21 protein-coding genes and 2 pseudogenes are annotated in these 25,856 nt (G+C 56.4%); 11 read left to right on the top strand and 12 right to left on the bottom strand.

All coding sequences use genetic code 11. From position 1 onward, the window contains the following. The first annotated feature begins 95 nt into the window (after positions 1 to 95). From DSM25558_RS17065 to DSM25558_RS17045, 5 genes are all read left to right on the top strand, one after another. Positions 96 to 812, top strand: coding sequence for an HAD-IA family hydrolase (locus DSM25558_RS17065; RefSeq protein WP_077105897.1), 717 nt, complete (start codon positions 96 to 98; stop codon positions 810 to 812). Between the two features lie 73 nt (positions 813 to 885). After that, positions 886 to 2,499, top strand: coding sequence for an ABC transporter substrate-binding protein (locus DSM25558_RS17060; RefSeq protein ID WP_077105896.1), 1,614 nt, complete (start codon positions 886 to 888; stop codon positions 2,497 to 2,499). Between the two features lie 129 nt (positions 2,500 to 2,628). Next, entirely contained in the window at positions 2,629 to 3,579 is a 951-nt protein-coding gene (locus DSM25558_RS17055; RefSeq protein ID WP_077105895.1) for an ABC transporter permease, read from the top strand. A 2-nt stretch (positions 3,580 to 3,581) separates the two neighbouring features. Beyond that, positions 3,582 to 4,424, top strand: coding sequence for an ABC transporter permease (locus DSM25558_RS17050; protein ID WP_077105894.1), 843 nt, complete (start codon positions 3,582 to 3,584; stop codon positions 4,422 to 4,424). Continuing rightward, positions 4,424 to 6,088, top strand: coding sequence for an ABC transporter ATP-binding protein (locus DSM25558_RS17045; RefSeq protein WP_077105893.1), 1,665 nt, complete (start codon positions 4,424 to 4,426; stop codon positions 6,086 to 6,088). The genes DSM25558_RS17050 and DSM25558_RS17045 overlap by 1 nt, the downstream gene beginning before the upstream one ends. Positions 6,089 to 6,100: 12 nt before the next feature. Here DSM25558_RS17045 and DSM25558_RS17040 read toward each other — a convergent pair whose 3' ends face one another. Then, entirely contained in the window at positions 6,101 to 6,577 is a 477-nt protein-coding gene (locus tag DSM25558_RS17040) for an Lrp/AsnC family transcriptional regulator (protein WP_077105892.1), read from the bottom strand. Positions 6,578 to 6,805: 228 nt separating this feature from the next. Here DSM25558_RS17040 and DSM25558_RS17035 point away from each other — a divergent pair, with 228 nt between their 5' ends. Beyond that, positions 6,806 to 8,131 (top strand): NAD(P)/FAD-dependent oxidoreductase, encoded by a 1,326-nt coding sequence (locus DSM25558_RS17035; protein ID WP_077105891.1) that lies wholly within the window; start codon positions 6,806 to 6,808, stop codon positions 8,129 to 8,131. Between the two features lie 66 nt (positions 8,132 to 8,197). Here DSM25558_RS17035 and DSM25558_RS17030 read toward each other — a convergent pair whose 3' ends face one another. From DSM25558_RS17030 to DSM25558_RS16995, 8 genes are all read right to left on the bottom strand, one after another. After that, positions 8,198 to 9,877 (bottom strand): acyltransferase, encoded by a 1,680-nt coding sequence (locus DSM25558_RS17030; RefSeq protein WP_077105959.1) that lies wholly within the window; start codon positions 9,875 to 9,877, stop codon positions 8,198 to 8,200. A gap of 5 nt (positions 9,878 to 9,882) precedes the next feature. Beyond that, the gene (locus tag DSM25558_RS17025; RefSeq protein WP_077105890.1) at positions 9,883 to 11,748 is read right to left on the bottom strand and encodes a DUF2264 domain-containing protein; all 1,866 of its coding nucleotides are present in this window, start codon (positions 11,746 to 11,748) and stop codon (positions 9,883 to 9,885) included. 64 nt (positions 11,749 to 11,812) lie between these two features. After that, positions 11,813 to 13,093 carry an ABC transporter substrate-binding protein gene (locus DSM25558_RS17020; RefSeq protein WP_077105889.1) on the bottom strand — a complete coding sequence of 427 codons (1,281 nt, stop codon included), beginning with the start codon at positions 13,091 to 13,093 and terminating at the stop codon, positions 11,813 to 11,815. A 38-nt stretch (positions 13,094 to 13,131) separates the two neighbouring features. Further along, positions 13,132 to 13,824, bottom strand: coding sequence for a DUF624 domain-containing protein (locus DSM25558_RS17015; RefSeq protein ID WP_244554237.1), 693 nt, complete (start codon positions 13,822 to 13,824; stop codon positions 13,132 to 13,134). A 15-nt stretch (positions 13,825 to 13,839) separates the two neighbouring features. Further along, positions 13,840 to 14,949, bottom strand: coding sequence for an ABC transporter ATP-binding protein (locus DSM25558_RS17010; RefSeq protein WP_077105887.1), 1,110 nt, complete (start codon positions 14,947 to 14,949; stop codon positions 13,840 to 13,842). 15 nt (positions 14,950 to 14,964) lie between these two features. Beyond that, complete coding sequence (locus DSM25558_RS17005; protein ID WP_077105886.1) at positions 14,965 to 16,137, bottom strand: glycoside hydrolase family 88 protein; 1,173 nt, start codon at positions 16,135 to 16,137, stop codon at positions 14,965 to 14,967. Positions 16,138 to 16,141: 4 nt separating this feature from the next. Beyond that, positions 16,142 to 16,978 carry a carbohydrate ABC transporter permease gene (locus DSM25558_RS17000; RefSeq protein WP_077105885.1) on the bottom strand — a complete coding sequence of 279 codons (837 nt, stop codon included), beginning with the start codon at positions 16,976 to 16,978 and terminating at the stop codon, positions 16,142 to 16,144. A gap of 4 nt (positions 16,979 to 16,982) precedes the next feature. Continuing rightward, positions 16,983 to 17,927: a carbohydrate ABC transporter permease gene (locus DSM25558_RS16995; RefSeq protein WP_045231937.1), complete on the bottom strand. Its 945-nt coding sequence runs from the start codon at positions 17,925 to 17,927 to the stop codon at positions 16,983 to 16,985. A gap of 224 nt (positions 17,928 to 18,151) precedes the next feature. Here DSM25558_RS16995 and DSM25558_RS16990 point away from each other — a divergent pair, with 224 nt between their 5' ends. Together DSM25558_RS16990 and DSM25558_RS16985 are read left to right on the top strand one after the other, a co-directional pair. Further along, positions 18,152 to 19,930 carry a heparinase II/III domain-containing protein gene (locus DSM25558_RS16990; RefSeq protein WP_077105884.1) on the top strand — a complete coding sequence of 593 codons (1,779 nt, stop codon included), beginning with the start codon at positions 18,152 to 18,154 and terminating at the stop codon, positions 19,928 to 19,930. Between the two features lie 12 nt (positions 19,931 to 19,942). Further along, a complete protein-coding gene (locus tag DSM25558_RS16985) occupies positions 19,943 to 20,731 on the top strand; it encodes a DUF7402 domain-containing protein (protein ID WP_077105883.1) in 789 nt (262 codons plus the stop codon). On the opposite strand, the gene DSM25558_RS16980 is transcribed toward DSM25558_RS16985, so the two are convergent. From DSM25558_RS16980 to DSM25558_RS16970, 3 genes and pseudogenes are all read right to left on the bottom strand, one after another. Beyond that, positions 20,728 to 21,474: a FadR/GntR family transcriptional regulator gene (locus DSM25558_RS16980; RefSeq protein WP_077105882.1), complete on the bottom strand. Its 747-nt coding sequence runs from the start codon at positions 21,472 to 21,474 to the stop codon at positions 20,728 to 20,730. The genes DSM25558_RS16985 and DSM25558_RS16980 overlap by 4 nt on opposite strands. Before the next feature lie 236 nt (positions 21,475 to 21,710). Then, a pseudogene (locus DSM25558_RS16975) lies at positions 21,711 to 21,857 on the bottom strand (SOS response-associated peptidase); the annotation flags it as partial. Between the two features lie 9 nt (positions 21,858 to 21,866). Next, entirely contained in the window at positions 21,867 to 23,933 is a 2,067-nt protein-coding gene (locus DSM25558_RS16970; RefSeq protein ID WP_077105881.1) for an ATP-dependent helicase, read from the bottom strand. A gap of 211 nt (positions 23,934 to 24,144) precedes the next feature. On the opposite strand from DSM25558_RS16970, the gene DSM25558_RS16965 reads away from it, so the two are divergent. The 3 genes and pseudogenes from DSM25558_RS16965 to DSM25558_RS16955 all read left to right on the top strand — a co-directional run. Then, positions 24,145 to 25,038, top strand: a complete 894-nt coding sequence (locus tag DSM25558_RS16965; RefSeq protein WP_083716545.1) for a TIGR02587 family membrane protein — start codon at positions 24,145 to 24,147, stop codon at positions 25,036 to 25,038. Between the two features lie 7 nt (positions 25,039 to 25,045). Further along, positions 25,046 to 25,453, top strand: coding sequence for a TIGR02588 family protein (locus DSM25558_RS16960; RefSeq protein ID WP_077105879.1), 408 nt, complete (start codon positions 25,046 to 25,048; stop codon positions 25,451 to 25,453). Between the two features lie 161 nt (positions 25,454 to 25,614). Continuing rightward, positions 25,615 to 25,856 (top strand): annotated as a pseudogene (locus DSM25558_RS16955) (IS630 family transposase); the annotation flags it as partial.

The raw sequence follows: 25,856 nt of genomic DNA, 5'->3' as shown, positions 1-25,856 counted from the left end.
GACGGGATACAGCGATATCGGATAAAAACTGACAGCATAGAATTCTGCAAAGCCCATCCAACACATCCGCGATCCGCTTTTAACAGGAGCACAACATGCCGAAGAGTTTAGCAGACTTCAAATATCTGAGCTTCGATGTGGTTGGAACGCTGATCGATTTTGAGAGCGGGCTTACAACGTGCCTGAAGCAGATCGGCGAAGAGCACGGCGTCACGATCGATAGCGAGGCTGCGCTGACGCTCTACCGCAAGGCTCGTTATCTGCCTGATGTCGGTCTGTTTCCGGATGATCTCGTTCGTGTCTACCTGGTCATCGCGCCGGACCTCGGACTGCCCTCTGAACGTGCTCTCGGTGATCGGCTTCGGGATTCCGCAAAAAGCTGGAAGGCATTTCCCGATAGCGCGCAGGCACTGGCTCAGCTTGCCAAACGCTACAAATTGATCGCGATGACGAACGCACAGCGTTGGGCTTTCGAATGCTTTTCCGAAGAGCTTGGAAATCCGTTCTATCAGGGCTTCACCGCTGACGACACCGGCACCGAAAAGCCCGACCCTGCCTTTTTCGACTATGTTTTCGAATTTGTTCAGTCTGAAGGCAACAGCAAAGACGATATTCTGCACGTGGCCCAGAGCCAGTACCACGACATCGGGATTTCCCGAAAGCTGGGCATGACCAACTGCTGGATCGAACGACGCCATGCGCAAAAGGGCTATGGCGGAACGATCGAGCCTGAAAACTTCACGAAGCCGGATTTCCACTTCACCTCCATGGCCGCACTTGCTGATGCCGCCGAAGAGAAAAGTGACGCCTGAACTGCCCTCAATGGGTAAAAGCGGCGTCATAAGCCGTTCGACCCGCATGAACTCAACAAAAAGGGGAATGAACATGACCGATAATTCCATGATGAACTGGACATCCGCCGACGATGCAATGGTCGAAAATGCCATTCGCCGCGGTGCAAGCCGTCGCGACCTTCTTAAGATGCTGATGGCAGGTGGCATTGCCATGTCCGCCGGCTCTGCCATTCTCGGACGCGCCGGTCAGGCGCTGGCCGCCACACCTGTGTCCGGCGGCTCCCTGAAAGCGGCCGGTTGGTCATCCTCCACCGCCGATACGCTTGACCCGGCCAAGGCATCGCTTTCCACCGATTATGTTCGCTGCTGCGCCTTCTATAATCGTCTGTCGACTATCGATGAGGCAGGCATGACGCAGATGGAGCTGGCCGAAAGCATCGATAGCAAGGACGCCAAGGTCTGGACGGTGAAGCTGCGCAAGGGCGTTACGTTCCATAACGGCAAATCGCTGACGTCTGCGGACGTTGTATATTCGCTTAAGCGCCATCTGGACCCCGCCGTGGGCTCCAAGGTTAACTCCATCGCTAAGCAGATGACCGGCTTTAAAGCCGTTGACGACCTGACGGTTGAGATCACGCTCGAAAACCCGAATGCCGACTTGCCGACCATTCTGGCGCTGCACCACTTCATGATCATTGCCGATGGCACAACGGACTTTGCCAAGGCAAACGGCACCGGCGCTTTCGTGTGCGAAATTTTCGAACCGGGTGTCCGCTCTGTTGCCACGAAGAACAAGAACTACTGGAAGTCTGAGGGGCCTTATCTCGACTCCTTCGAGTTCTTCGCCATTTCAGACGACACGGCTCGCGTCAACGCGCTTCTTGCAGGTGATATTCAACTTGCCGCCGCCGTCAACCCACGCGCCATCCGCTTGATGGAAGGTCAATCGAACGTCGTCATCTCCAAGACGACCTCCGGCAACTACACCAACCTCAACATGCGCCTCGACCTGGCACCGGGCAACAAGGCCGATTTTGTGCAGGGCATGAAATACCTCGTCAATCGCGAGCAGATTCAGAAGTCCGTGCTGCGTGGTCTTGCCGAAATCGGCAACGACCAGCCAGTTTCGCCCGCAAATATGTATCACAACAAGGATCTGAAGCCGAAAGCCTTTGATCCCGATAAGGCGAAGTTCCATTTCGAAAAGGCCGGCCTCATCGGCCAGTCGATCCCGATCGTCGCTTCAGAAGCCGCAGCATCATCGATCGACATGGCGATGGTGGTGCAGGCCGCAGGTGCGCAGCTTGGCATGAAGTTCGATGTTCAGCGCGTGCCGTCTGACGGCTACTGGTCGAATTACTGGCTGAAGGCACCGGTTCATTTCGGCAACATAAATCCACGCCCGACGCCTGATATTCTCTTCTCGCTCCTCTACGCGTCCAACGCGCCCTGGAACGAAAGCCAGTACAAGTCCGAGAAGTTCGACAAAATGTTGGTAGAGGCGCGTGGCCTGCTCGACATTGAAAAGCGCAAGACCATCTACAACGAGATGCAAGTGATGATCGCGGAAGAAGCTGGCACGATTGTCCCGGTTTATATCTCCAACGTCGACGGCATTTCCTCAAAGTTGAAAGGCCTCAAACCCAGCCCGCTTGGCGGCATGATGGGTTACGCCTTCGCGGAACATGTATGGCTTGAAGCCTGATCCCGGAACTTTGCCCGTCGCAACATGCGGCGGGCAAATGTCCCGTCTGTCCCACGCATTGCTATCCAAAGCCTTTGGCCGGACAATGCAGATAATGGGAGCTGAGATCGTTTCCGAAAGAGAGGCCGCATGAACAAACATGTTTTTGCACTTGTGGTGAACCGGCTGTTTATCGCGATCATCACCCTGCTGATCGTCTCCTTCACCGTGTTTTTCGCCACCGAAATGCTGCCCGGAGATGTCGCGCAGATATTGCTCGGGCAATCCGCCACACCGGAGGCGGTTGCGGGCCTTCGCACGGCGATGCATCTGGATGATCCGGCTATTCTACGATTCCTGCGCTGGCTGGGTGGGCTCGCCATGGGCGATCTCGGCAAATCCTATGCGAACAACATGGCCATTGCCGATCTCATTGGCGGGCGTCTCGCCAATACAATGAAGCTGGCTGCCGTCACGGCGCTTTTTTCCATCCCAATCGCACTGACACTCGGTATCACTGCTGCCATCATGCGTGGCTCGGTCTACGACCGCGTTGTCACAACAATGACGATTGCCGTAATTTCGGTGCCTGAATTCATGGTCGCGACCTCTGCCGTTCTGATTTTCGCAGTGTACCTGAAATGGCTGCCAGCGCTTGCTTTTGCCAATGAGGTCCACTCGTTCGGAGAGCTGCTGCGGGTTTTCGCCATGCCCGTCATCACCCTGAGCTTCGTCATATCAGCCCAGATGATCCGCATGACACGTGCTGCCGTGATCGAAACGCTCGATACACCCTATGTGGAAATGGCACTGTTAAAGGGCGCGTCGCGTTCCCGCATGGTGCTGCGGCATGCACTTCCCAATGCGCTCGGCCCAATCGTCAACGCGGTGGCCCTGTCTGTGTCCTACTTGCTCGGCGGTGTCATCATCGTTGAGACCATCTTCAACTATCCCGGCATCGCCAAATTGATGGTGGATGCCGTTTCGACCCGCGACTTGCCACTCATCCAGACATGCTCGATGATTTTCTGCCTCGGCTATCTCGTCCTGATTACCATCGCCGATATCATCGCCATCGTCGCAAATCCGAGGCTTCGCTGATCATGGCCCGTATCGCGCTTTCTCCCCGCAGCTTCGGTTATCGCTTCAATGCCATCGGCATTGCTGCACTGACGGTCATTCTCCTATGGGCGTTGATTGCCATCTTCGCGCCCCTGCTCATTCCCTATCCGGTCGGTGATATCGTCGACTTCGACTATTTCGGCCCCATGTCCGAAAAGTTCATCATGGGTACGGATTATCTGGGACGCGACATCTTCTCGCGGATCCTCATGGGCGCGCGGTATACGGTCGGCATCTCGCTCGCATCGGTCGCCATTGCCTGCTTTTCCGGCGTAACGCTTGGCATGTGTGCCGCGGTGGCGGGTGGCTGGTTTGATCAGTGCCTGTCGCGCTTCCTCGATGCCTTGATTTCCATTCCCAGCAAGCTGTTCGGTCTGGTCATTGTCGCAGCGCTGGGACCGTCCATCCCGATTTTGATCATGACGATGGCCATCATTTATATGCCGGGGTCCTACCGATTTGCCCGAGCGCTTGCGGTCAATATCAACACCATGGATTTCGTGACCGTGGCGCGGGCACGTGGTGAAGGGGTCTTCTACATCATCCGTGCCGAAATCCTGCCGAACATATTGGGCCCGGTGCTGGCGGATTTCGGGCTGCGCTTCGTCTTCATCGTCCTTCTCCTCTCCGGCCTATCCTTTCTAGGCCTCGGTGTTCAGCCACCCAACGCAGACTGGGGCGCACTGGTGCGAGAAAATATCGGCGGCCTGTCCTTTGGTGCACCGGCGGTGATGTTCCCGTCAGTCGCGATCGCCACCCTTACCATCAGCGTCAACATGCTGATCGACAACCTGCCGCAGAAAATTCGTGACCGGAGTGCGTGATGGCCAATCTCGTTGAAGTTCGTGACCTGAAGGTCGAGGCCAAAACCGATACCGGCCGCATCGTGGAGATCATTCGCGGCGTTAGTTTCGATATTGCCAATGGCGAAATCGTCGCTCTGATTGGTGAGAGCGGCTCCGGTAAGACCACGATTGCGCTGACGATGATGGGGCACACGCGTCCGGGCTGCAAAATCGTCGGTGGCTCCGTTCGGGTTGGCGCAACGGATATGGCTGTAGCATCACAAAAATCCTTGTCGAAGCTGCGCGGTACAGATGTTGCCTACGTCCCGCAAAGCGCTGCTGCCGCTTTCAATCCCGCACAGCGCATCATGGATCAGGTCATCGAGGTCGTTCGCATTCACGGGCTGATGAGCGATGCAGAGGCCAAAACGAAAGCAGTCGAGCTGTTTCGTGCGCTGGCTCTGCCCAATGCCGATACGATCGGCGAGCGTTATCCGCACCAGGTCTCCGGTGGACAATTGCAGCGACTTTCGGCTGCCATGGCGTTGATCGGTAATCCGCGTCTTGTGATTTTCGATGAGCCAACGACGGCCCTTGACGTAACCACCCAGATCGAGGTGCTGCGCGCCTTCAAATCGGTTATGAAGGCCGGTAATCTGGCCGGCGTCTACGTCTCGCATGATCTGGCCGTCGTTGCACAGATTGCTGATCGCATCGTTGTGTTGAAAGGTGGGGAAGTCCAGGAAATCGGCACGACCGATCAGATCCTCAATCACCCGAAACACCCCTATACGCAAGAGCTGCTGGCGGCCTTCAAACCCCGCGTCCATGCAAGCACTGCAAATTCAGACGCTGTGGTCAGTAAAAAACCGTTGCTGGAAGCCCAGGGCATCGTTGCGGGTTATGGTCCTATCCAGCCAAACGGAATGCCATTGGCAGTGGCCCTGAAATCGGTCGACATCTCGCTGGAAGAAGGCCGCAATCTCGGCATTATCGGCGAATCCGGCTGCGGAAAATCCACGCTGGCCCGCGCCATTGCCGGCATCCTGCCACCAGTGTCGGGCCATGTCATTTTTGACGGTCGCGAACTGGCGCCAAATGCACGAGATCGTCAGCGCGAAGAGCTGCGCAAATTGCAGATTGTTTTCCAGTTTGCCGATACCGCTCTCAACCCGTCAAAGTCGATTTCAGATATTCTGGAACGTCCGCTTGCCTTTTACTATGGCATGGACCGAAGCGGACGCGAGGCGCGTGTGGACCAGTTACTCGACATGGTGCATCTGCCTCGTGCCATGAAGTTCCGGCGTCCTGGTGAATTATCCGGCGGACAAAAGCAGCGCATCAATCTGGCCCGCGCACTCGCTGCTAATCCAAAAATCATTCTCTGCGACGAGATTACATCGGCGCTCGACACAGTCGTGGCTGCTGCCATCATTGATCTGTTGAAGGAGCTGCAGCGCGAGTTAAAGCTCTCCTACATCTTCATCAGCCATGACTTGTCGGTGGTGCAAGCGATTTGCGATGAGATTGCGGTCATGTATGCGGGCGAAAAGGTCGAGCAGATGCCTCCATCGGCTATCGGCAATGCTAACGCGCACCCCTATTCCAAGCTTCTATTTTCGTCCGTGCCCAAACTCGATACCGGTTGGCTGGACGGTTTGGAGCGAGACCCAGAATTGGTTCGGGCCTTCGCGCAGCGCTAAACACTTGCTTGGTTACATTGGGAACAGGCTCGTCAGCGGCATATGCGGTTTGACGATGGGCGATTTCAGCACGACGAAGCTGAAATATTTGTCGATGCCGATATCCATGTCGATCAGGCGCTCCATGATCGTCTGATATTCGCCAATGCTGCCGGTGACGAATTTCAGAAGATAGTCGTAACCGCCGGACACCAGGTGACACTCGATGACGGAATCCAGCTTTTCGACGGCGGCGAGAAAGCGTGCGAAATCGATTTGCCGGTGGTTCTTCAAGGTCACTTCGGTAAAGACCGTCAACGTCTGGCCGAGCTTACCGATATTGATCTGCGCCGAGTAGCTGGTGATGAACCCTTCCGACTGCAATTTCTTGACGCGCATCAGGCACGGGCTCGGCGACAGGTTCACCAGTTCCGCCAGTTCGACGTTGGTAATGCGGCCGTTCTTTTGAAGTTCGTAGAGAATTTTTACATCGATCCGGTCAAGCTTCATAGCGCCAAAAATCCTGCTGCGTTCTCGTCACGCAGCATAATATGCGGCACAATTGACAGCGCAAGTAAAACTACCGGAATGCCAGTGTTTCCGCAGGTGCAACGGCAAATTTGGCAGATAGATGTGGCGGAGCAAGACGCTACAGAATAAAATTCTGTTCAGCTGGCGTCTTGCAGCAGGTGCGAAGAGGCGTTTGGAGTAGTATTGTTGCGTCTTCAGGAGAACGCAATGCCCGCACCGCTATACCGCATCGAGACCACATCACAATTGCCTAAAGAAGCTGATGTTGTCGTCATTGGCGGCGGGGTGGCGGGCGTGTTTTCCGCCTATTATTTGGCACAGCGCGGCTTGAAGGTGGCGCTGGTCGAAAAGGGATTGATCGGTGCCGAACAAAGCAGCCGCAATTGGGGCTGGTGCCGCCAGCAGAACCGGGATGCCCGAGAGTTGCCAATGTCGACGCACAGCTTGGCGCTTTGGGAGCGTTTCGGCCAGGAAACGGGCGAACAGACCGGCTTTCGGCGCTGCGGGTTGCTCTATCTGAGCAACAATGAGGCTGAGCTCGAGGGCTGGGCGCGTTGGCGTGATTTTGCCCGCACCGTCGGTGTAACCACCCATATGCTGAGTGCGAATGAAGCAAAAGAACGAGGCCGCGCCACCAACCGGGATTGGAAAGGCGGCGTATTTTCACCGACAGACGGCATAGCCGACCCATCAAGGGCCGCACCCGTAGTGGCGAGCGCGCTCATCCAACTGGGCGGAACCGTCCATCAGATGTGTGCCGCACGCGGTCTGGAGTTGCAAGCAGGCAAGGTTTCCGGTGTCGTGACCGAACACGGAACGATCGGTACGAAAACCGTGGTTCTGGCTGGCGGGGCATGGGCATCGTCATTCTGCCACCAGCTTGGCGTCCGCTTTCCGCAAGCCGCTATCCGCTCTTCTATTTTATCGGTCACGCCGGGTGCGCAAGGTCTGCCTGATGCTTTGCACACGGCGGATGTTTCCATCACCAGCCGTGGCGATGGCGGTTATACACTGGCGATCAGCGGCAGGGCACGGGTTGATCCCACGCCCCAGCAGCTTCGCTTTTCCCGTGAGTTCGTGCCGATGTTTCTCAAGCGCCGCAAAAGCTTGGCCCTCGGTGGGCTGGAAGGCTGGAAGGCGGGCCATGAGACGCTGACGAAATGGCATCTGGATGCAATCACTCCGATGGAAAAGAACCGTATTCTCGACCCTAAAACCGACCAAGTGCAAATAAACGAAACCTTTCGTCGCGCCCAGGATTTGCTGCCGGAATTGCGAAAGACAACGATTGCCAACAGCTGGGCCGGTTTCATCGATAGCACACCGGATGGCGTACCGGCGATTGGCGAGGTCGAAACCGTTCCCGGCCTCATTTTGGCGGCCGGGTTCAGCGGCCACGGTTTCGGCATCGGACCGGGGGCAGGGCATCTGGTCGCCGATATCGTGACCGGGGCAACACCCATTGTCGACCCGGTTCCATACCAACCTGGACGGCTGAATACCTCTGTCTGGGGCAAGGTCGCAGAATTCTAAATTGCGCAGGTCAGGCAAGAATTCCTAACGGTGCGGCGCATAATAACTGGGGTCAATTCATGTAACTTAAATTCGCTTTGGAAGATGCCGTTTGCCATCACGAAACTCGCCGACGATGGTCGCTGGTTCGAAGCGATGAATACCCCTTGGTTGAAACGGCAACAAGTGTTCATTACCCAGTAGCTTCGCAGAAAGCCAAAGAACAGACATCCACATTTCCGTGCCTTGTAATCCGGCAGGATGACCCTCCGCAAAGGCAAATCCCCTGCATTTTTGCCAGGTTTTACTGGTTCGTCTTATCGTTTCGCGGGCAATGTCTTTTGCCTCGTCTTGCCTGTGATCGTTCTGCTTCAGACACAAAAGAAGTGGATGGATCGTATCGAGCAGGTTGCAGGCATTGTAGTCCTTTCCCTGAAACGTGCCATAGGCGTGATAATTGGCGATAACTGAATCGACTGTCGTCTGCGGATAGGGAACGGGCAAGCCGAACTGAGCGTAGGAGCCGCGGGTTAGCCGGTAAAAGCCGTTGACCGGTTGCAGCAGACCCTGTGCGGCGGTCGGATCGCCCCATAGGCCAGTGGTTTTGTTGGCATTCATTGCCAGCCAACCGAAAAGACCGGCGAGGTTGTTGCCGGAGCTAAAGTAGCGCCTGTTGAAATAATGCGCTGTGGCGAGGGCGTCTAGGGTGGCACCACAGTGCCATGCCCGGCTTCCCCAAGGCAGGGTTTCGAGAAGATGAATGAGATCGTCAGCACTCATATCCTCAACGAAAGCAATAGGTTTTGTCGGGGCAGCACCGAGACATTCGAGCGCATATCCGACAGCCAAAATATTGTAGAGGACATCCGGGTCCTGTTCCGGCGGCAGAGAGTGGCGTTGGTTGGCGGAGAAAAACAGCCCCGTTTCGGTTTCCTGCATAGCCTGAAGGTGGGCCACGGTTTTTTCGGCATCAAAAGCGGTCTCTTGTTGCCCGAAAGCGGCGGCGATCTCGATGGCATCGCACATATGCCTGACACTTTCGACGTCATTCCCGGATGCATCGGCTGAACGATAGATTCCGTCTTTTTCATAGAAGCGAATGACAGCCTGCCAATCACCTGCGATTTTCTCGCCGATTTCACGTAGCAGGCGATCGGTTTCTGGCGGTTTGGAAGCCTGCGCTGCCTTTTCTCCACGATATCTCAAAACGCGGGCGGGGACACCACCTGCAATGGCCATAGCAGGAATGTTCTTCGCCACCACGGCACCAGCGGCAATAATCGCGCCGCGTCCTATTTTCACGCCGTCCAACACAACCGCATTGGCACCGATCCAGACGTCATCGCTGATCTCTATGCCAATCGAGGTCAGCGGTTGGCGGTAGATGGGGGTCTCGATATCATCGAAACCATGGTTGAAACCGACAATGCTGACATGTGAGGCGATACGCACACCATTGCCGATCGTGACCTTTCCCGAAATGCAGACGTAGGGATTAATCGATACGTTTTCGCCCAGTTCAATGTCACCGCGCACGATGGCATGACCGGCAATCCACGACTGCGCGCCCATCGTCAGTCTGTCGGTATGCACCTCGGCTTTGGCGGCGATGTAAACTCCAGACCCGAAATGAGCATTGGCGGAGTGTTTCAAGCCTTGCAAACGTGCCTGATGGTCGGGAGTGTCGATATCCTCCTGTGTCCGTTCCCAGGTCACGATATCCAGCCGATCAGACCTTTGGGAAATCACCGGCGGTTCGTCCGTCATCTGCATCAACCTTCGCGATTTTCGTTGAGGGCGAAGGCTGGAACCCGCCGTCCATCGCGCCTGAACATCTCTTCCAACTCTGATACATCAGGAGCAAGGGGCAATGTGGCCAATGCCGATTCCGCTGCTTTGGTGGCGGGTTGCGCCACACAGGCTGTTACAAGAAGCGTCTCGCCTGTCGGGATGGTGCCTCGTAATTGCGGAACAAGGGTTCTGGGGTGAATGAGATTGGTGTTGGCGATTGCCTGATGGCAGAGCCCTGTCCGCCGGATGCCAGTCGATAGATCGAGAATGGCGCTTGTGTCGCTCTGTCCGTAGCAGACGGCACGGCCTTCTCCCTCTTCTGTTCGGTCCCGGTTGAAATCGGCTCGTTCTATGGCAAATCCACCTTCGGATGTGTGCAACGGACGCGGGGTGCGGATGCGGTGCAACCTGATGTGCCAAGGGTTTTGTGGCACGAGCCACGTCTCGATGTCGACATCCGCCCATGGCCTCCACCGCGAGAACAGGAAGTCCCTTGCAATCAACGCCTCTTCCATCGTCTCACGCGTGCGAAAGTGCACACCATCGTCCGAAAGTCCCAGCATTCCGTCGAAACTGGCCGCCGCAAAATGCCTGTCGTCTGCTTCGATGTTGAAGGCATAACGGGTTGAATAGACGAATTTCGAATATTTCTCCTGCGCGCCGCGCATCTTGTCGTGCTGCTGGCCGGAGGAGAGGATGACGACGTTGCCGGGCGTGTGGAACGCGACCATGCCCGGTTGTGGCAAGGGTATCGGTTCGTCAAATGTTTCAGGCTCTTCTTCTTGTGCTGTCCAGAATGGATGGTCGGCGGATAGTGCCAGTGGCAGAAAGAACTTCAGCGCCCAATAGGGCGAGCAGGGGGAATTATAGCTCTCGCTCATCAACAGGTTGGGGTAGCCGTAACCGATTGATAAAACGCCGTCGCGATCACAGATCGGCAGCCTGGCCCACCAACGGATGTGGCGCATATAGTAGCCTTTGACCTGAGACCATGGCAGCGCCTCAAGATCGGCAAAGGCAAGCCCGCCCCAGAAGCCACCCGCTGCGAAACGATAGGCCTGGCTGCGGCCAAAGGCGAGCGAAGCGCCATCCGGGCCGAACCAATGGCGGATATCGCTGGCGAAGCGTTTGGAGCGTAGAAGCACCCGGGCTTTGCGCGCATCATCGCCCTTGGCCAGCACCGTATAGATCAGCCCGTAGAAATGCATGGCGAAGGGCACGTAATGATCGACCCGCCGCACCGGTCCATCGCGATACCAGCCATCGCCAATGTCGAAAGCCTCGAGCTCATCGAGATAGGCATGCGTTTTGGATGTGTCGAAGGCCACGCCCACCCGTTCTAGACCAAGATCGATCAGAACACGAAAAAACTTCCAGTTATTATCTACGAATTCCCGTTCCCGCGCTGCCAGCAGGTAGGCGGCGACAATCTCTTTGTCGGCCTCGTCCAATGGCTCCCAGATGTGCTGAGGCACCATGGCCAGTGCAAAACCGATGGCCGCCAGTTCTACAAGCCGCTGGTTGCGGTCGGCAACATCGCCCCAATATTCGGCATGATCAGGATTGGTACCATTCGCCAGACCGCGCCGGTACAGGTCCCAATGCGGGAAGTCATATCCGCCCGCTGCCAGTGGAACGATGCCCCAAAGCGGTCTTGCAAATCCCTCCAGTTCCGCTGCCGGATAATCGAAGATCGCACCCGTGGCGCTTAGCCGGACTCGCGCCCCGCCCTCGGAAAAATACGGAAGAAGCGGGTTGAACAAATCCATTACCGCTTTAGCAAGGTCGTCTCTCGTAAGCAGCGGATTGTTGAAAAGCGGGTTGGCCTTGGCGCTATCGTGATGCACGGCATGTCTTCCAAAAACAGATCATAAAAACGGCGGTCGCAAGAGACCTGCGACCGCCTGATGCTTACTTGATGGCTTTGACACCGTCGTCCATGTCCTTGATGCCGTCATCGATGGAGATGTTGTCTGTCATCAGCGCATCATGGACGCGGTTCAGCACGACCTCGATGCGAGCAGCATTCGGATTGACGGCCATTTCCAGATAGGCCTTACCGGCTTTCAGCGCATCCTTGCTGTTCTGGTCCTGCGGAAAGCCGGGAAGAGCGGCAATGGTCTGTGCAACCGTGTCCGATCTCAGCGCCGGGAAGGTCCCGGTCGAGGCGACGATGGCTGCCCCTTCTGGGCCGGTCACGAACTTGATAAAATCAAGCGCCGCTTCCTTATGCGCGGAGTTGGAATTGACCGACAGGCCGGAAATCTGCGCTGCCGTCGTGCCAGCCTCAACGCCATCGGGATGCGGGAACTTGACGATACCCCAATTGGCGCTCTTGGATTCGCCTGACTTTACCTTGGCGATCTGCGTGCCCATGAACCACGTTCCCATCGGCAACATGCCGATGGTGCCATTGAAGAACAGCGCGGAATAATGGGTGTTGGATGTTTTCAGCGATGCATAGGAGGGGATCGCACCGCTCTTTTGCAGTGCGAGCGCCCGCTCGTACCAGGGCTTCAGAAATTCGTATTTGCCATCGACCAGCGTCTGCTTGCCATCCTGAATGCCGGGAAGCTGCACGGTAGAGCGCCATGTGTGCAACAGCGCGCCGTAGGTGCGGTTCTGGCCCATGCCGCCCTTGAGCTTGGTGGCAATCTCATCGAACTGCGCCCACGTCATGTCGTTGGTGGGGTAGGGGACGCCCGCCTTGTCGAAGACGTCCTTGTTATAATAGACGATCCAGAAATCGGAACGGAATGGCAAGGCGTAGATCTTGCCGTCTACCGTCAGTTCCTCGATCAGCCCGCCATAGCTGGCGGGGTCGATCTTCTGATCCTTCATGTAGCTGCTGAGATCGGTGATGTTGCCCGCACGCACGAGGTTGGCGTAACCCGGCACATCCTTGATGGTGACGATGTCGATGTCTTTCGAGCCGCCGGTCAGTTGCGTCGAAATCATCTGCGTGTAGTCCTGCGAACCCAGATCGACAGGCTCGAAACTCACATTGGGGTGCTTGGCTTTGTAGGCATCCATCAGCGGTTTGAAATAGGCACCTTTGTCAAGATCCCACAGCGCCCATTTCAGGGTTACCGGCGCATCGCTTTGCGCAAACGCTGCCCCTCCCATACCTATGGCAAGACCAATGCCTGCGGTGGCCAAAGCGAATGCACGTCGTGTCGTGTTAAAATTCATAGTCGGTTTCCTCCCGGACTGTGTGTGGTTTGTTGATCTTATCGGTAGCGCGTCCCTTTGAGGTCAAAGGTCTCGATATGCCGTGCTGCAAAGCAGATGGCGAAGATGCCAAGCGAAAAATTGATGGTGGCGGGCATGAACACCGACACCGGATAGAACAGGATATGGGCCAGCCAGAGAGCGGCGACGAAAGCCAGTGCTGCCAGCATCGGCAGCGGTTTTACCAGCGCCAGCAATGCCGCTTGCCGAAACAAACTGACAAGCGACACATCACGTGTCACCGTCAGCACGATGGCGTAGGCGGATACGAGGCTGATAAACAGCGTCACGACGACGCTGATCGCCAATGGTAGGCTGTAGATCAGCGCATCCGGCACCGCTATTGCATAGGTTGTCACGGCATAGGTGCTCGCGGCCATCATGGCTGCAATGGCCAGCATCAGCACCGTGCCGCGCCAAGCGTAGTGCTGAAAAGCCTCAACAAAATCGCGCAGCAGATAAGTGTTTTCATCCGATACGATGGAGCGGGACACTCGCGCCATGGCGAACGTCGCCGCAGGGATCGTGACCAACGGCAGGCTGATGATCAGAAACAGAAGATTGAGCTTCACCAGCTCCCACCATTCCCGTTTCAGAATATCGAAGAACAGGGCAAGGCCGGTGGGACGCGGGGCATCCTTGTCGATCCCGGCTCCCTCCCTTGTCCATAGTCCCTCAAGCCATTGCATCATGCGCCTCCCAGCGGTTCAGTAGAGAATGGAACGTTCCGTTTCCGGGTCGAACACCTGCGCGCCGGTCAGATCGGCAATGAGGGTGATATCGTCGCCCAGTCTGCCCTTGAAGCGCGGCGAGACGCGCGCGATCAGCGCCTTGCCGCTTGCGACGAGGTTTAAGTGAACCTCCGATCCCATCGGCTCGGCCAGTTCCAACGTGGCATTGAATGGTACGGTATTGGCTGCGTCTATATCGGCAGGTGCAAACTCGTGAAAATTCTCCGGACGAATGCCAAGGATAACGTCCTTGTTTTCGTAAGGGCGCAGCCTCTCGGCATCTATACTAGAGGGCAAAGGCATCGGCTTCCCATCGAAGACGGCGGTGAAACGCTCACCGTTGCGCTTCAACGTCACCGGCAGCATGTTCATCTGCGGCGCGCCGATAAAGCCGGCAACGAACATATTGATAGGCCGGTCGTAAAGCTGCTGTGGCGTATCCACCTGCTGAATGTGTCCGTCCTTCATCACCACGATGCGATCGGCCATCGTCATGGCTTCGATCTGATCATGCGTCACATAGATGAAGGTCGCATCCAGCCGCTTGTGCAGCTTGCTGATTTCAGCACGCATCGTGCCGCGCAGCTTGGCGTCGAGGTTGGACAGCGGCTCGTCGAGAAGAAAGACCTCCGGGTTGCGGACCATGGCGCGGCCCAAGGCGACGCGCTGCCGCTGCCCGCCGGAAAGCGCTTTCGGCTTGCGGTTCAAAAGATGGGTGATGTCGAGAATATTGGCGGCTTCCTTCACCTTTTCATCGATGAACTCGCGTGGCGCTTTTCTGAGTTGCAGCCCGAATGCCATATTTTTATACACCGTCATATGCGGATAAAGCGCATAGTTTTGGAACACCATGGCGATGTCGCGGTCCTTGGAGGGCACGTCATTCATCACGTCCTCGCCGATACGAAGCTCGCCGCCGGAGATTTCCTCCAGCCCGGCAATCATCCGTAGCGTCGTGGATTTGCCGCAGCCGGAAGGGCCGACCAGAATGATGAATTCCTTGTCGGCAATCTCCAGATCGATATCGTGGACAACCTTGAGCGCACCGAAGGTCTTGTTGAGTTTTTTCAGCGAAATGCTTGCCATATCGTCCTCACGCGCTCACCAGTAGGAGGCCCAGTTGCGCGACAATCGCGTCAGGGCTTCCAGATAATAATAATCGCCCCACGACACACACTCATCGACGCCTTCGCCGCGGCAGGTGTTGTGCGGCGTTTTCTTCGAATAGGTGCCGTGCAGAAGCTGCCCGTTGGAAATCTTGGGGTCCTTGACCGAATAGCTATCGACAAGACTGTTCACCATGCGCCGGGCTAGGTCGCGATACTGCTCGGCTTTCTCAGGCTCTTCCAGATCGGCCATTTCCAACAAGCCGCAGGCAACGATGGCCGCTGCCGAACTGTCGCGTGGCTCGTTGTCTTTCTCCGTGAAGACGAGGTCCCAATAGGGCACGAGATCGGACGGCAGGCGCTTCAGATAAAAGGCCAGTAGCCGCTCGAACGCATCGCGATAGGCGGGTAGGCGCTCGTAGCGATAGGAAAACGCCATTCCTGCAATGCCCCAGGCTTGGCCGCGTGCCCAATAGCTCTCATCGCTATAACCCTGCTTCGTCACGCCGCGAACCGGCGCGCCGGTTTCCGGGTCCATGTAGAAGGTGTGGTAGGTGGAATCGTCCGCTCGTACGGAATGGGCGAGCGTCGTGCGGGCGTGGGCCAGCGCAACATCGCGGTAGTCCTCGCGCCCCGTCTGTTCGGCCGCCCAATAGAGCAGCGGCAGGTTCAACAGGCAGTCGATGATATAGCGATATTCATTCGGGTTGCCTTTGCGGCCCCATGCCTGAATGAACTGTCCGATGGGCTGAAACCGCTCCATCAATTGGTCGGCAGCCATCAGGGCTGCGCGTTTGCCATCCTCATCCTCGACCAATTTCCACGCAGCGATGCAGGAGGGCGAATAGAGAAAGCCCATATCGTGATGGTCGGTCTCGATGCGGTTTTCAATCCGGTGCAGAAAGCTTTGCACCTGTATCTGCGCCGCATGCTGAAAAACCTTGTCGCCCGTGTGCTCGAAGGCCAGCCATATCTGCCCTGGCCAGAAACCGGCGGTCCACTGGTCGTTGGCAACGGCTGGATAAAAATTGCCGACGCTGGAATGGTTCTGCGCCTTGTAGGTAAATTCCAGCAGATTGCGTCGCACCTGTTCAACGGCTGTGGCCATCGCCGCATCGACTTCGGCAGAGGTGATCGGATTTGGTTGGGTGTTGGTAAAATTCAGCATGATATCAACCCTTGATCCCGGAGGAAGCGACGCCTTCGACGAAGAAGCGTTGCAGTGCCAGGAAAACGATCAGAACCGGGATCAGCGCCACCACGGAGGCGGCCATGATCAACCCATATTCCGCCGAATATTGCGAAATAAACATGCGGAGCCCAATCTGGATGGTCTTCAGCTCGGTTTTCGTCAGATAGATCATCGGCCCGAGAAAGTCGTTCCATGTCGTGACGAAGGTGAAGATCGTCAGCGTCGACAGAGCGGGCTTGGAGAGCGGCAGCATGATCTTCGCCCAGATCTGGTATTCGTTCATGCCGTCGATACGCGCAGCCTCGCACAACTCGTTGGGTATCGACATGTAGAACTGGCGCATTAGAAACACGCCAAACGCGGTAAAGGCCTGCAGCAGGATCAGCGCCAGATGCGTGTTGTTGAGGCCGAATTCGCGCATTAACAGAAACTGCGGCACCATATAGACCTGCCACGGCATGGCGATGGTGGCGATATAGCCCAGAAACAGCGTGTTCTTATAGGGAAAGTTCAACTTGGCAAAGGCGTACGCCGCGAAGCTGGACGTCAGCAATTGCATGATGGTGACGATGATTGTCAGCTTAGATGTATTGTAGATGAACAGAGCCAGCGGAATCTTGGTCCAGATTTCCGTGTAGTTTTCCCAGCGTGGCTGTGCCGGTATCCATTCGATGGGGAACGCGAACACATCGCGGCTAAGCTTGAGCGATGCCGACAGCATCCATGCGAATGGCAGCAGCATGACGATAGTGATCGCGATGACCGTGGCATAGACGGCAATCGTTCCCACGGTGACTTTCCGGCCCATGATGCGCATCGCCTCAGTCCTCTCGTTGCCGTTTGAACTGGACGACGGTAACGGCCAGTACGAGGAAGAACAGAACGAGCGCAATCATGCTGGAATAGCCAAGATCCCAGGAAATGAAGGCTTCGTTGTAGATGTGGTAGACGAGAACGAGCGTGGATGTGCCAGGTCCGCCCTGCGTGATCATATAGACCTGATCGAAAACCTTGAACGACTGGATCGTCAGCATGACGGTGACGAAAAACGTCGTCGGTGCCAGTTGCGGCAGTGTGACGTGGATGAACTTCTGCCAGGCATTGGCGCCATCCAGCCCCGCCGCCTCGTAAAGCTCGGAGTTGATGCCCTGAAGTCCGGCGAGATAGATCACCATGTAGTAACCCATGCTCTTCCAGATGCCGAAGAGAATGACGGTGACCATGGCCCAATGCCGGTCCGCCGCCCAGCCGGGCATATCCGCCGGGTCCATGCCCAGCGTATAGAGCAGCATGTTGACCGGCCCCATTTCGGGGTTGAAAATCATGTTCCAGACGACAGCCACGGCCACAAGCGACGCGACATAGGGAAAGAACATCGCCGTGCGAAAGAAATCCCGCCCGAGTATTTTCTGATTGAGAAGGACGGCCAGTCCCAGCGCGCAGGCTAGCGTGGCAGGCACGGAAACGACGGTGTAGACGATCGTATTCCAGAAGGCCGAGATGAACGCCTTGTCTTCGAATAGCCGCCAGAAATTATCCAGCCCCGCAAAGCTCATGGCATTGGAGCCATCCCAATGCATGAAGGCCAACGCGAATGCGAAGAGAATGGGGCCGAGCGTGAAGATGGCAAAGCCGAGAAAATTCGGGGCAATGAAGGAATAGGCGATCAGCGCATTTTCGATCCGGCGTCGTCTCTTGGAAACGATCCGCACCTTCTTCTTGCGGTATGGGGCCGCCTGTGTGTCGGACGCGGTCACAATGGCCACGGCATTCCTCCCATTGTCGGCCGGCCGTCGTCATGATCGGCGCAGACCGGCTGCAACATCTCCTGCAATCAGATTTTCACCCGATGCCTCCAGCCGTTTTGATAACACAAAATCTGTATTGGTCAAACAACTTCACCTAAAGTCAGACAAATTATCTGGAGATTTGAAAAGACGTATGATAGGAGGCTTCGTATCGAAGATCGAACGCGCGGGAGGTTAAGGGCGTGTTTGCAGAACTGATACCGCTCCTGCCAGATAGGCTGGGTGATTTTGCAGCCGATGTCACGGTCGAGCGCATTCGTCGCTCCGCGTCGCAGGCCAGTCGCGCGGAGCTGATCGATGTCGCCACACGCGCGCTTGATGAACCGTGGTCCACCATTTTTGCCAGCGATTATCTGGAATACACAAAAAACGGCAACCGCTCGCGCTTCGAAGCGCTCTATTTCGCGCGCCGCCTGAAGCTGAACGCGCTGGTTCTGGGTGAATGTATGGAGGGCGAGGGGCGTTTCTTAGCCGAGATCATCGACGGCCTGTGGCTCATCTGCGAGGAAAGCGGCTGGCAGCTGCCAGCGCATAATTCCCATGTCCGTGGCGGTCCGCGTACTCCGCTACCGGACCCACAAAAACCGATTATCGATCTCTTCGCAGCCGAGACGGCCGCCAACCTGGCACTCGTCTCGGACCTGCTCGCCTCCCAACTGGACGCCATCCTTGTGGCACGGATTTCCAGCGAGATCGACCATCGCATCATAAAGCCCTACCTTTCGCGCCACTTCTGGTGGATGGGCAATGGCGATGAGCGGATGAACAACTGGACGGCGTGGATCACGCAGAACGTCCTTCTGTCGACATTCCTGCGCCCGACCGATCAGTCCACCCGTCGTGCCGTTGTCGAACAGGCCCTGAAAAGTCTCGACGCTTTCCAAAAAGACTATGCGGATGATGGAGCATGCGAAGAGGGCGCTCTTTACTATGGCCATGCGACGCTGTGCCAGTTCACAGGACTGGCAGTTCTGGAAGAAGCGGCGCCCGGCGTGACAGGCGCGCTTTTGCGCGAAAACAAGCTCCGCAACATGGCCGAATTCATCCGGCACATGCATGTGGCCGATAACCAGTTCTTCAATTTTGCAGACGCCCCGGCGCGGTTTGAAACCAGCGGCCTTCGTGAGTATCTCGTCGGCAAAACCATTGCATCGCCGTCGCTTCAGGCTTTCGCCGTAGATCGCTGGAAGCGCTCGTCCAAGCATCTGATGCAGGATGAATGGAACCTATGGTATCGTGTGCAAACGGTTCTGGCAGAAAAGGAACTAACCGAGGCTCGTTTTACGCCACCCGCCAAAGTCGATATGTTTTACCCCGGCATAGAACTCGCCATCGCCCGCGACGATATCTTCGATCTCGCCGTCAAGGGCGGCAACAATGGCGAAAGCCATAACCACAACGATGTCGGCAGCATCACGCTCTACAAGCAAGGACGCCCCTTCCTCATCGATGTCGGCGTGGAAACCTATACGGCCAAAACCTTCTCGCCGCAGCGGTACGGCATCTGGACGATGCAGTCGGCGTTCCACACTTTGCCGAGCTTCGGTGGTATGATGCAGAAGGATGGCGAGGGCTTTGCAGCCCGCGATTTCTGCGTCGATTTCACTGAAACGCATGCCGAAATCTCGCTGGAGCTCGGAGGTGCCTATCCGCCCGAGGCCGCTGTGCGAAGCTACACCAGGACCATTAGGCTCATCCGTGGTCAGCATGTTGAGATCATTGATGACTATGATGGCGAGCGCGATGCCGTTTTGTCTCTAATGACGGTCGAAAAACCTCGCATTGCTGGCAACACGCTGGTTCTGGGTGACCTCGGTTCCATCTATATCGAAGGTGCGGAGGTCCCCACCATCGAATTGATTGAGATCGATGATCCGCGCTTGCGCCAATCATGGCCTGACACCATCCACCGAACACTCATTCCGCTCAAGGGCAAGCGCCTTCGCCTCGTCATCCGCTAAGGGAGAATGCCAATGAAGCTCACACTCAAAGTTATCAACGTATCAGGCAAGGTGCTGTCGCAAGCCAGGTCCGACGACGAGGTCTTTCTGGTCTATCGCGATGAATACGCTGAAGGCGACAGGATTGTGGTCGAAGCGGCAGAGCCTGGCCATATCGAGCTCTGCCTTGATGCCGGCGTGCCGCCCGCGCGCGTCTTTATGGCTGGCACGGATTTCTCGCTGCCTGTTCCCTTCGGCCTAACGCGCAAGACTTATCCGCCGCAGGCATTTCTGGGAAATCTCCACCGCATCTCCGCCTGTCGCGCCCACCCGGATGAGGCTTTGACGCGCCGAAACCTGGCGTTCAATCCCTTCGATCACCACGACAATACGACGCTATTTCCCCATGCGAAAGCCAATGTGGAAACGCGCGGCGAGGCCGTCTTTGCAGCCCGCAACGCCATAGATGGTGAGAAGGCCAATACGGATCACGGCTTCTGGCCCTATACCAGCTGGGGCATCAATCAAGACCCGGCGGCAACGCTTACTCTGGCATTCGGGCGACACGTGCTCATTGATCAGGTCACGCTGTATCTGAGGGCAGATTTTCCCCACGATTCCTGGTGGGACGAGGCTAGCATGACGTTTTCAGATGGCTACGTGCTGACAATCCCGTTGGTCAAATCCGGCGCTGCTCAAGCCTTCGCCATGCCGCCGCGCACTGTGGAATGGGTACGGCTGCATGACCTGAAAAAAGCAAACGATCCATCGCCTTTTCCGGCGCTCACGCAATTAGAGGTCTGGGGTACGGATGTGTTTTAGTTCGCAGCGATGCCGCGCAGATCGCGCATCATCTCGCGGTAGCGGAGTTGACTGCCGCGCAGATGTTCCTGCATGGCAAGCTTTGCCGCCTGATCGTTGCGGTCTGAAATCGCAACGATAATCGCTTCATGCTCTCTGTGGATCAGCTGTCGATAGGTGGTCTGGTCAACCTCCTGCTGCTTGGGAACGAAGCGAGATTGCGGAATGGCCGCCTGCCCATGCAGTTCCAGAAATTGCGTGAACAGAGGATTGTTGGTCGCTGCCGCAATCGCAAAATGAAGTGCCAGATCCGCCTCGCGGATTGACTGATTGTTCTCAATACAGTCCAGCACCTTGGCATGGCAATCGAAGATCACCTCTTCCTGGGACGGCGACCTGCGAAGTGCGGCAAGCCCTGCAGCCTCGATTTCAAGTGGAGTACGAATTTCCAGTACTTCGAGATCCGACGACAATCTCGCCTTGTCGATCTTTACCGAAGAGCGATCTGTTTCTTTTCTAAGAACGAAAATGCCCGCACCCTGACGAACTTCCACCAATCCATCACAACGCAAAGCCGTCACCGCCTCCCGAACGACGGTGCGGCTAACGCCATGAGTTTCCGTCATCTTGATCTCGCTGGGCAAGCGGTCGCCGGGCCCATATTGGCCAGACGCAATAGCCTGTCGCAGGCTCACACTGACTTTGGTGACAAGAGACCCGGATGATTTGCTACGTTTTTGCTTTTCGGGCACGTCGGTCACCATAAATCGAAATCAGCCAAGTGTAGGCCTTGCAAATATGTATGATGAATTTCGATAATGCGCAATGATCATACCAATTCTTTTGCTTGACGCTTCACGCTCAGAAAAAACTTGACTGGAAGCATTCAACCGTCGACCAGGAAGCTGCTCGGAGTGGCCGAGCGATCAAGGGAGTTGATTGGGAAGTTTATCAATTCACAAGTTGGGAATTTCGTCGCGCTTGCAAGCGCTTTTTAAACTCCGTCCGCAGCGGCGCGGACAACCGGAGCTTGATAGCCAGGATAGACGTCGAAGCTCGCCTCGTTCCACCCTGCCAGATCACGGAATGCCTTAGTGAACTGCAGGACTGCGTCACGTGTCGTGGTCACGTTATAGAGATTGCACATCGGTCGCTCCTATTTCCACATGCCGCGCATGCGTGCCCCGACATCGATGCGGATCTGCTGGGCACTGCGTTCAGATGCTGCGGCCGAGACCTTCGGCCAAGCCATCGGTTCGAAATATTGCAGCAATGTCGCGGGGATGAACCTGGACCGAGATGCATAAACGTGCCGGTCGCCCTGCGAGTTCTGACCATGTGTGAAAAATCGTTGCGGCGTGATCAGCGACAGGCTGTCCTTGGCCCGCGTCATGCCGACATAGAGCAGACGCCGTTCCTCCTCGATCTCCTGCGTCGTTCCTGTCCCCAGGTCCGACGGTATGCAGCCATCGACAACGTTGAGCATGAAGACGGAACGCCATTCCTGTCCCTTGGCCGAGTGGATGGTCGACAGGATCAGATAGTCTTCGTCGAGCAATGGTACGCCCGCCTGATCGCTGGTGGCATCCGGCGGGTCGAGCGTCAGCTCGGTCAGGAAACGTTCGCGCGAGGGATAGCCGCTGGCTATCTGCTCGAGCTGCAGGAGATCGGCCTTGCGAGTATCGGCGTCTTCATGGATGCGGTCGAGATGGGGTTCGTACCAGAGACGGGCCTGCGCGATATCCGACGGCCAGCCATCCTGCGTTTTGCGAAGCCCTCCCAACAATTGAACGAATGATGTCCAGTCTTCGCCTGTCTTCGGTGGTGGTGGAATTTCCGCGAGTGCTAGGAGCGGTTCGGGGTCGGAGGCGATCGTGTCGAGAATGGTGCCAGCTTTTTTGGGACCGATGCCCGGCAACATTTGGAGAAGACGGAAACCCGCAACCCGGTCACGCGGGTTCTGGGCGAAGCGCAGCACGGCCAGCATGTCCTTCACGTGGGCGCTGTCGAGAAACTTCAGGCCACCGAACTTGACGAAGGGGATATTGCGACGGGTGAGTTCGACTTCGAGCGTACCGCTGTGACTGGACGTCCGGAACAAGACCGCCTGTTGTTTCAGCGTCATGCCAGTCTCACGATTGGACAGAACTTGCTCGACAATGAAATTGGCCTGTTCGGTCTCGTCCTTGACGGTCACGAGTTTGGGTCGCTCGAGCGACTCCCGTTCGGTCCACAGGTTTTTGGTGAAACGCTCGCGCGCCAATTCGATCACGCCATTGGCTGCCGCCAGAATGGGCTGGGTCGAGCGGTAATTGCGATCGAGTGTGATGACATCGGCGGCAGGGCTGAAAGATGTTGGAAAGTCGAGAATGTTGCGAACGGTCGCTGCCCGGAACGAATAGATCGACTGGGCATCGTCGCCGACGACGGTCAGGCCACGCCCGCCGGGCTTGAGCGCCATCAGGACAGACGACTGGAGTTTGTTGGTATCTTGATACTCGTCGACCATGACATGGTCGAAGCGATTGCCGATATCGTCGGCGAGATCGGGATCGCTGACCATCTGCGCCCAGTAGAGCAGGAGATCATCGTAATCGAGCACGTTCTGCGCCTGCTTGGCCTCGACATAAGCTCCGAACAATTCCTTAAATTGTTCTTCCCATGTGGCGACCCATGGATAATGCTGGCGCAGGATCTCGTTCAGCGGCGTCTCCGAGTTGACTGCGCGTGAATAGATCGCAAGACAGGTGCCCTTGGTCGGAAAGCGGCTTTCTGTTTTGGAAAATCCGAGTTCGTGCCGCACGAGGTTCATCAGATCAGCGCTGTCTTCCCGGTCGTGGATTGTGAAGTCCAGGTTGAGACCGATCTGCTCGGCATACATCCGCAGCAGTCTCGCACCGATACCGTGGAATGTACCGGACCAGACAAGGGCGTCTGTCAGGACACCGGCATTGGCACCCAGCACATTGCGGCAGATGCGCTCGACGCGGCGGGCCATTTCCGAGGCGGCTCTGCGCGAAAAGGTCATCAGGAGAATGCGGCGCGGGTCCGCACCATTGACGATGAGATGTGCCACCCGGTGTGCGAGCGTGTTCGTCTTGCCGGAGCCTGCACCAGCAATGATCAACAGAGGCCCTGCCGTGTTGCCCTCAGCCAGCCCAACGCCATGCTCGACGGCCTTGCGCTGCTGCTCGTTCAGTTTTTCCAGATAGGCAACCGCCATGCCGTTATCCTTGATGTGCGCCTACTTTAAATTCGGTATAGACGAAGCTCCATATACCGCGATGGATGCGTCAAAAATGACCGCGAACAAAGTCAGAACCTATCAGGAGGGTTGGATATTGAAAAGTCTTTGATTAGCGTGACGTGATTGTCGTCGCGTCCACTCTTCGATGCTGTTAAGGTTCGGCATTGCGACGATCCGGTCCTCGCGCATGACCAGAGTCATTCTGTGGAGAACGAGATTGGGTTTGAAAGTCGGCGCAAGTGGTGGATTCGATACAAGCAAATTTCTCGCTGGAATCGCGCGCGGCGTTGCGGGCGCTCTTCTGTTCGCTCTGCCGATGTTTATGACGATGGAAATGTGGGAGCTTGGCTTCTACATGGATCGCACCCGACTGTTGCTGCTTCTTTTGATCAATTTGCCTCTGTTGATAGTCCTGTCTCGCCGCATAGGGTTTGAGCAGACTTCGGGTTGGGGGCAATCTGTCCGAGATGCTGTTATCGCCTATGCATTGGGTATGGTAGCGAGCACGTTGATCCTCTCTTCCATAGGCGTGTTGCGGACTGGTCAAACCTCACATGAGATTGTGGGCATGATTGCTCTGCTAGGGGTGCCGGCGAGCATTGGCGCCATGTTGGGCAGGAGCCAACTGGGCGGCGAATCTGACGATGAAGAAACTGAGGATGACGATGATCCAGTTCAAAATCGCGAGACAAGTTATGGCGGCGAGCTCTTTCTGATGGCGGTTGGTGCGCTGTTTTTAAATCTGAACGTGGCGCCCACCGAGGAGATGATCTTGCTTTCGTTTAAGATGACGCCTTGGCACGGCCTTGTCATCATCGCAGCGTCGCTAATCGTCATGCATGGATTCGTTTACGCGCTGTCATTTCATGGAAGCCACGATCTGGCGGAGGGTACGCCAAGTTGGCATGCTTTTGTGCGCTTTACCTTACCTGGCTACGTGATAGCAGGATCCATCAGCGCCTACTGTCTCTGGACGTTCCACCGCACTGACGACTTGGGTTCCACGCAGGTGCTCATGGCGATCGTCATCCTGAGTTTTCCCGGTGCGATCGGAGCGGCTGCCGCTCGACTTATCCTTTGAGGGTTTCATGACCAAAACAATCGGCGACAAACGTCTCGAGGCAAACCATCCGCACTGGGTCGAGTGGGTCACCGGACTGGTATCCGCAGTAATCGTACTCGTGGTGATTTTCTGGATCGCAAAAGACGCGTTTAAAGATCAGGATACATCACCTGACCTCACCGCAACCGTAGTCATCACTGAACAGCGCAGCAACGGGTTTCAGGTGTCTTTCGAAGTTTCGAATGTTGCAAGCGCAACCGCATCGCAGGTCGCTGTCAACGGCGAGATCCGTGATGGTTCCGATATCGTCGAGAGAGCCAGCACCGTAATGGACTATGTTCCTGGAAGATCAAAGGCGCGAGGCGGCCTGATTTTCAAAAATGATCCCAGAGGCAGGATCATTCTCTATGTTTCAGCCTTCAACGAGCCCTGAAGGTCGTTTTTCCAAAGGGTGGCCGCGGGCGTCGTATGCCATCACTACGGTTGTTGCTACCCGCATAAGCCACGTTATACCAGTCGTCGGTAAGACTGACTCTCTTGGGGATTCCCAACGACGGACGAATCTGAATCTGTGGAGCAAACAGGAGGTTTGCGATGGGTTCAGCGCTTTCATTGCGGTCGGATTTCGACGGGGTCAGGTTGCGGCGGCTAGCTCGTCAGACGCGTGATGCCGATCAGGCGCGGCGGCTTCTTTCGCTCGCATCGATCTATGACGGCGGTTCACGCGCCGATGCCGCTCGGCTCGGCAGTGTGACAGTTCAGATCGTGCGCGACTGGGTGGTCCGCTTCAATGCTCGCGGTCCCGTGGGTGGTCCGCTTCAATGCTCGCGGTCCCG

The sequence above is a fragment of the Agrobacterium sp. DSM 25558 genome (assembly GCF_900100825.1).
GTDB lineage: Bacteria > Pseudomonadota > Alphaproteobacteria > Rhizobiales > Rhizobiaceae > Agrobacterium.
The sequence above is the reverse complement of the archived record's forward strand: the minus strand, read 5'-3'. Positions and strand labels throughout refer to the sequence as shown.

Excerpts from the sequence above, each read along its gene's own strand:
- DSM25558_RS17065 (WP_077105897.1), top strand. The coding sequence starts at position 96 with ATGCCGAAGAGTTTAGCAGACTTCAAATATCTGAGCTTCGATGTGGTT.
- DSM25558_RS17060 (WP_077105896.1), top strand. The coding sequence starts at position 886 with ATGACCGATAATTCCATGATGAACTGGACATCCGCCGACGATGCAATG.
- DSM25558_RS17055 (WP_077105895.1), top strand. The coding sequence starts at position 2,629 with ATGAACAAACATGTTTTTGCACTTGTGGTGAACCGGCTGTTTATCGCG.
- DSM25558_RS17050 (WP_077105894.1), top strand. The coding sequence starts at position 3,582 with ATGGCCCGTATCGCGCTTTCTCCCCGCAGCTTCGGTTATCGCTTCAAT.
- DSM25558_RS17045 (WP_077105893.1), top strand. The coding sequence starts at position 4,424 with ATGGCCAATCTCGTTGAAGTTCGTGACCTGAAGGTCGAGGCCAAAACC.
- DSM25558_RS17040 (WP_077105892.1), bottom strand. The coding sequence starts at position 6,577 with ATGAAGCTTGACCGGATCGATGTAAAAATTCTCTACGAACTTCAAAAG.
- DSM25558_RS17035 (WP_077105891.1), top strand. The coding sequence starts at position 6,806 with ATGCCCGCACCGCTATACCGCATCGAGACCACATCACAATTGCCTAAA.
- DSM25558_RS17030 (WP_077105959.1), bottom strand. The coding sequence starts at position 9,877 with ATGACGGACGAACCGCCGGTGATTTCCCAAAGGTCTGATCGGCTGGAT.
- DSM25558_RS17020 (WP_077105889.1), bottom strand. The coding sequence starts at position 13,093 with ATGAATTTTAACACGACACGACGTGCATTCGCTTTGGCCACCGCAGGC.
- DSM25558_RS17015 (WP_244554237.1), bottom strand. The coding sequence starts at position 13,824 with ATGATGCAATGGCTTGAGGGACTATGGACAAGGGAGGGAGCCGGGATC.
- DSM25558_RS17010 (WP_077105887.1), bottom strand. The coding sequence starts at position 14,949 with ATGGCAAGCATTTCGCTGAAAAAACTCAACAAGACCTTCGGTGCGCTC.
- DSM25558_RS17005 (WP_077105886.1), bottom strand. The coding sequence starts at position 16,137 with ATGCTGAATTTTACCAACACCCAACCAAATCCGATCACCTCTGCCGAA.
- DSM25558_RS17000 (WP_077105885.1), bottom strand. The coding sequence starts at position 16,978 with ATGCGCATCATGGGCCGGAAAGTCACCGTGGGAACGATTGCCGTCTAT.
- DSM25558_RS16985 (WP_077105883.1), top strand. The coding sequence starts at position 19,943 with ATGAAGCTCACACTCAAAGTTATCAACGTATCAGGCAAGGTGCTGTCG.
- DSM25558_RS16980 (WP_077105882.1), bottom strand. The coding sequence starts at position 21,474 with ATGGTGACCGACGTGCCCGAAAAGCAAAAACGTAGCAAATCATCCGGG.
- DSM25558_RS16970 (WP_077105881.1), bottom strand. The coding sequence starts at position 23,933 with ATGGCGGTTGCCTATCTGGAAAAACTGAACGAGCAGCAGCGCAAGGCC.
- DSM25558_RS16965 (WP_083716545.1), top strand. The coding sequence starts at position 24,145 with ATGACCAGAGTCATTCTGTGGAGAACGAGATTGGGTTTGAAAGTCGGC.
- DSM25558_RS16960 (WP_077105879.1), top strand. The coding sequence starts at position 25,046 with ATGACCAAAACAATCGGCGACAAACGTCTCGAGGCAAACCATCCGCAC.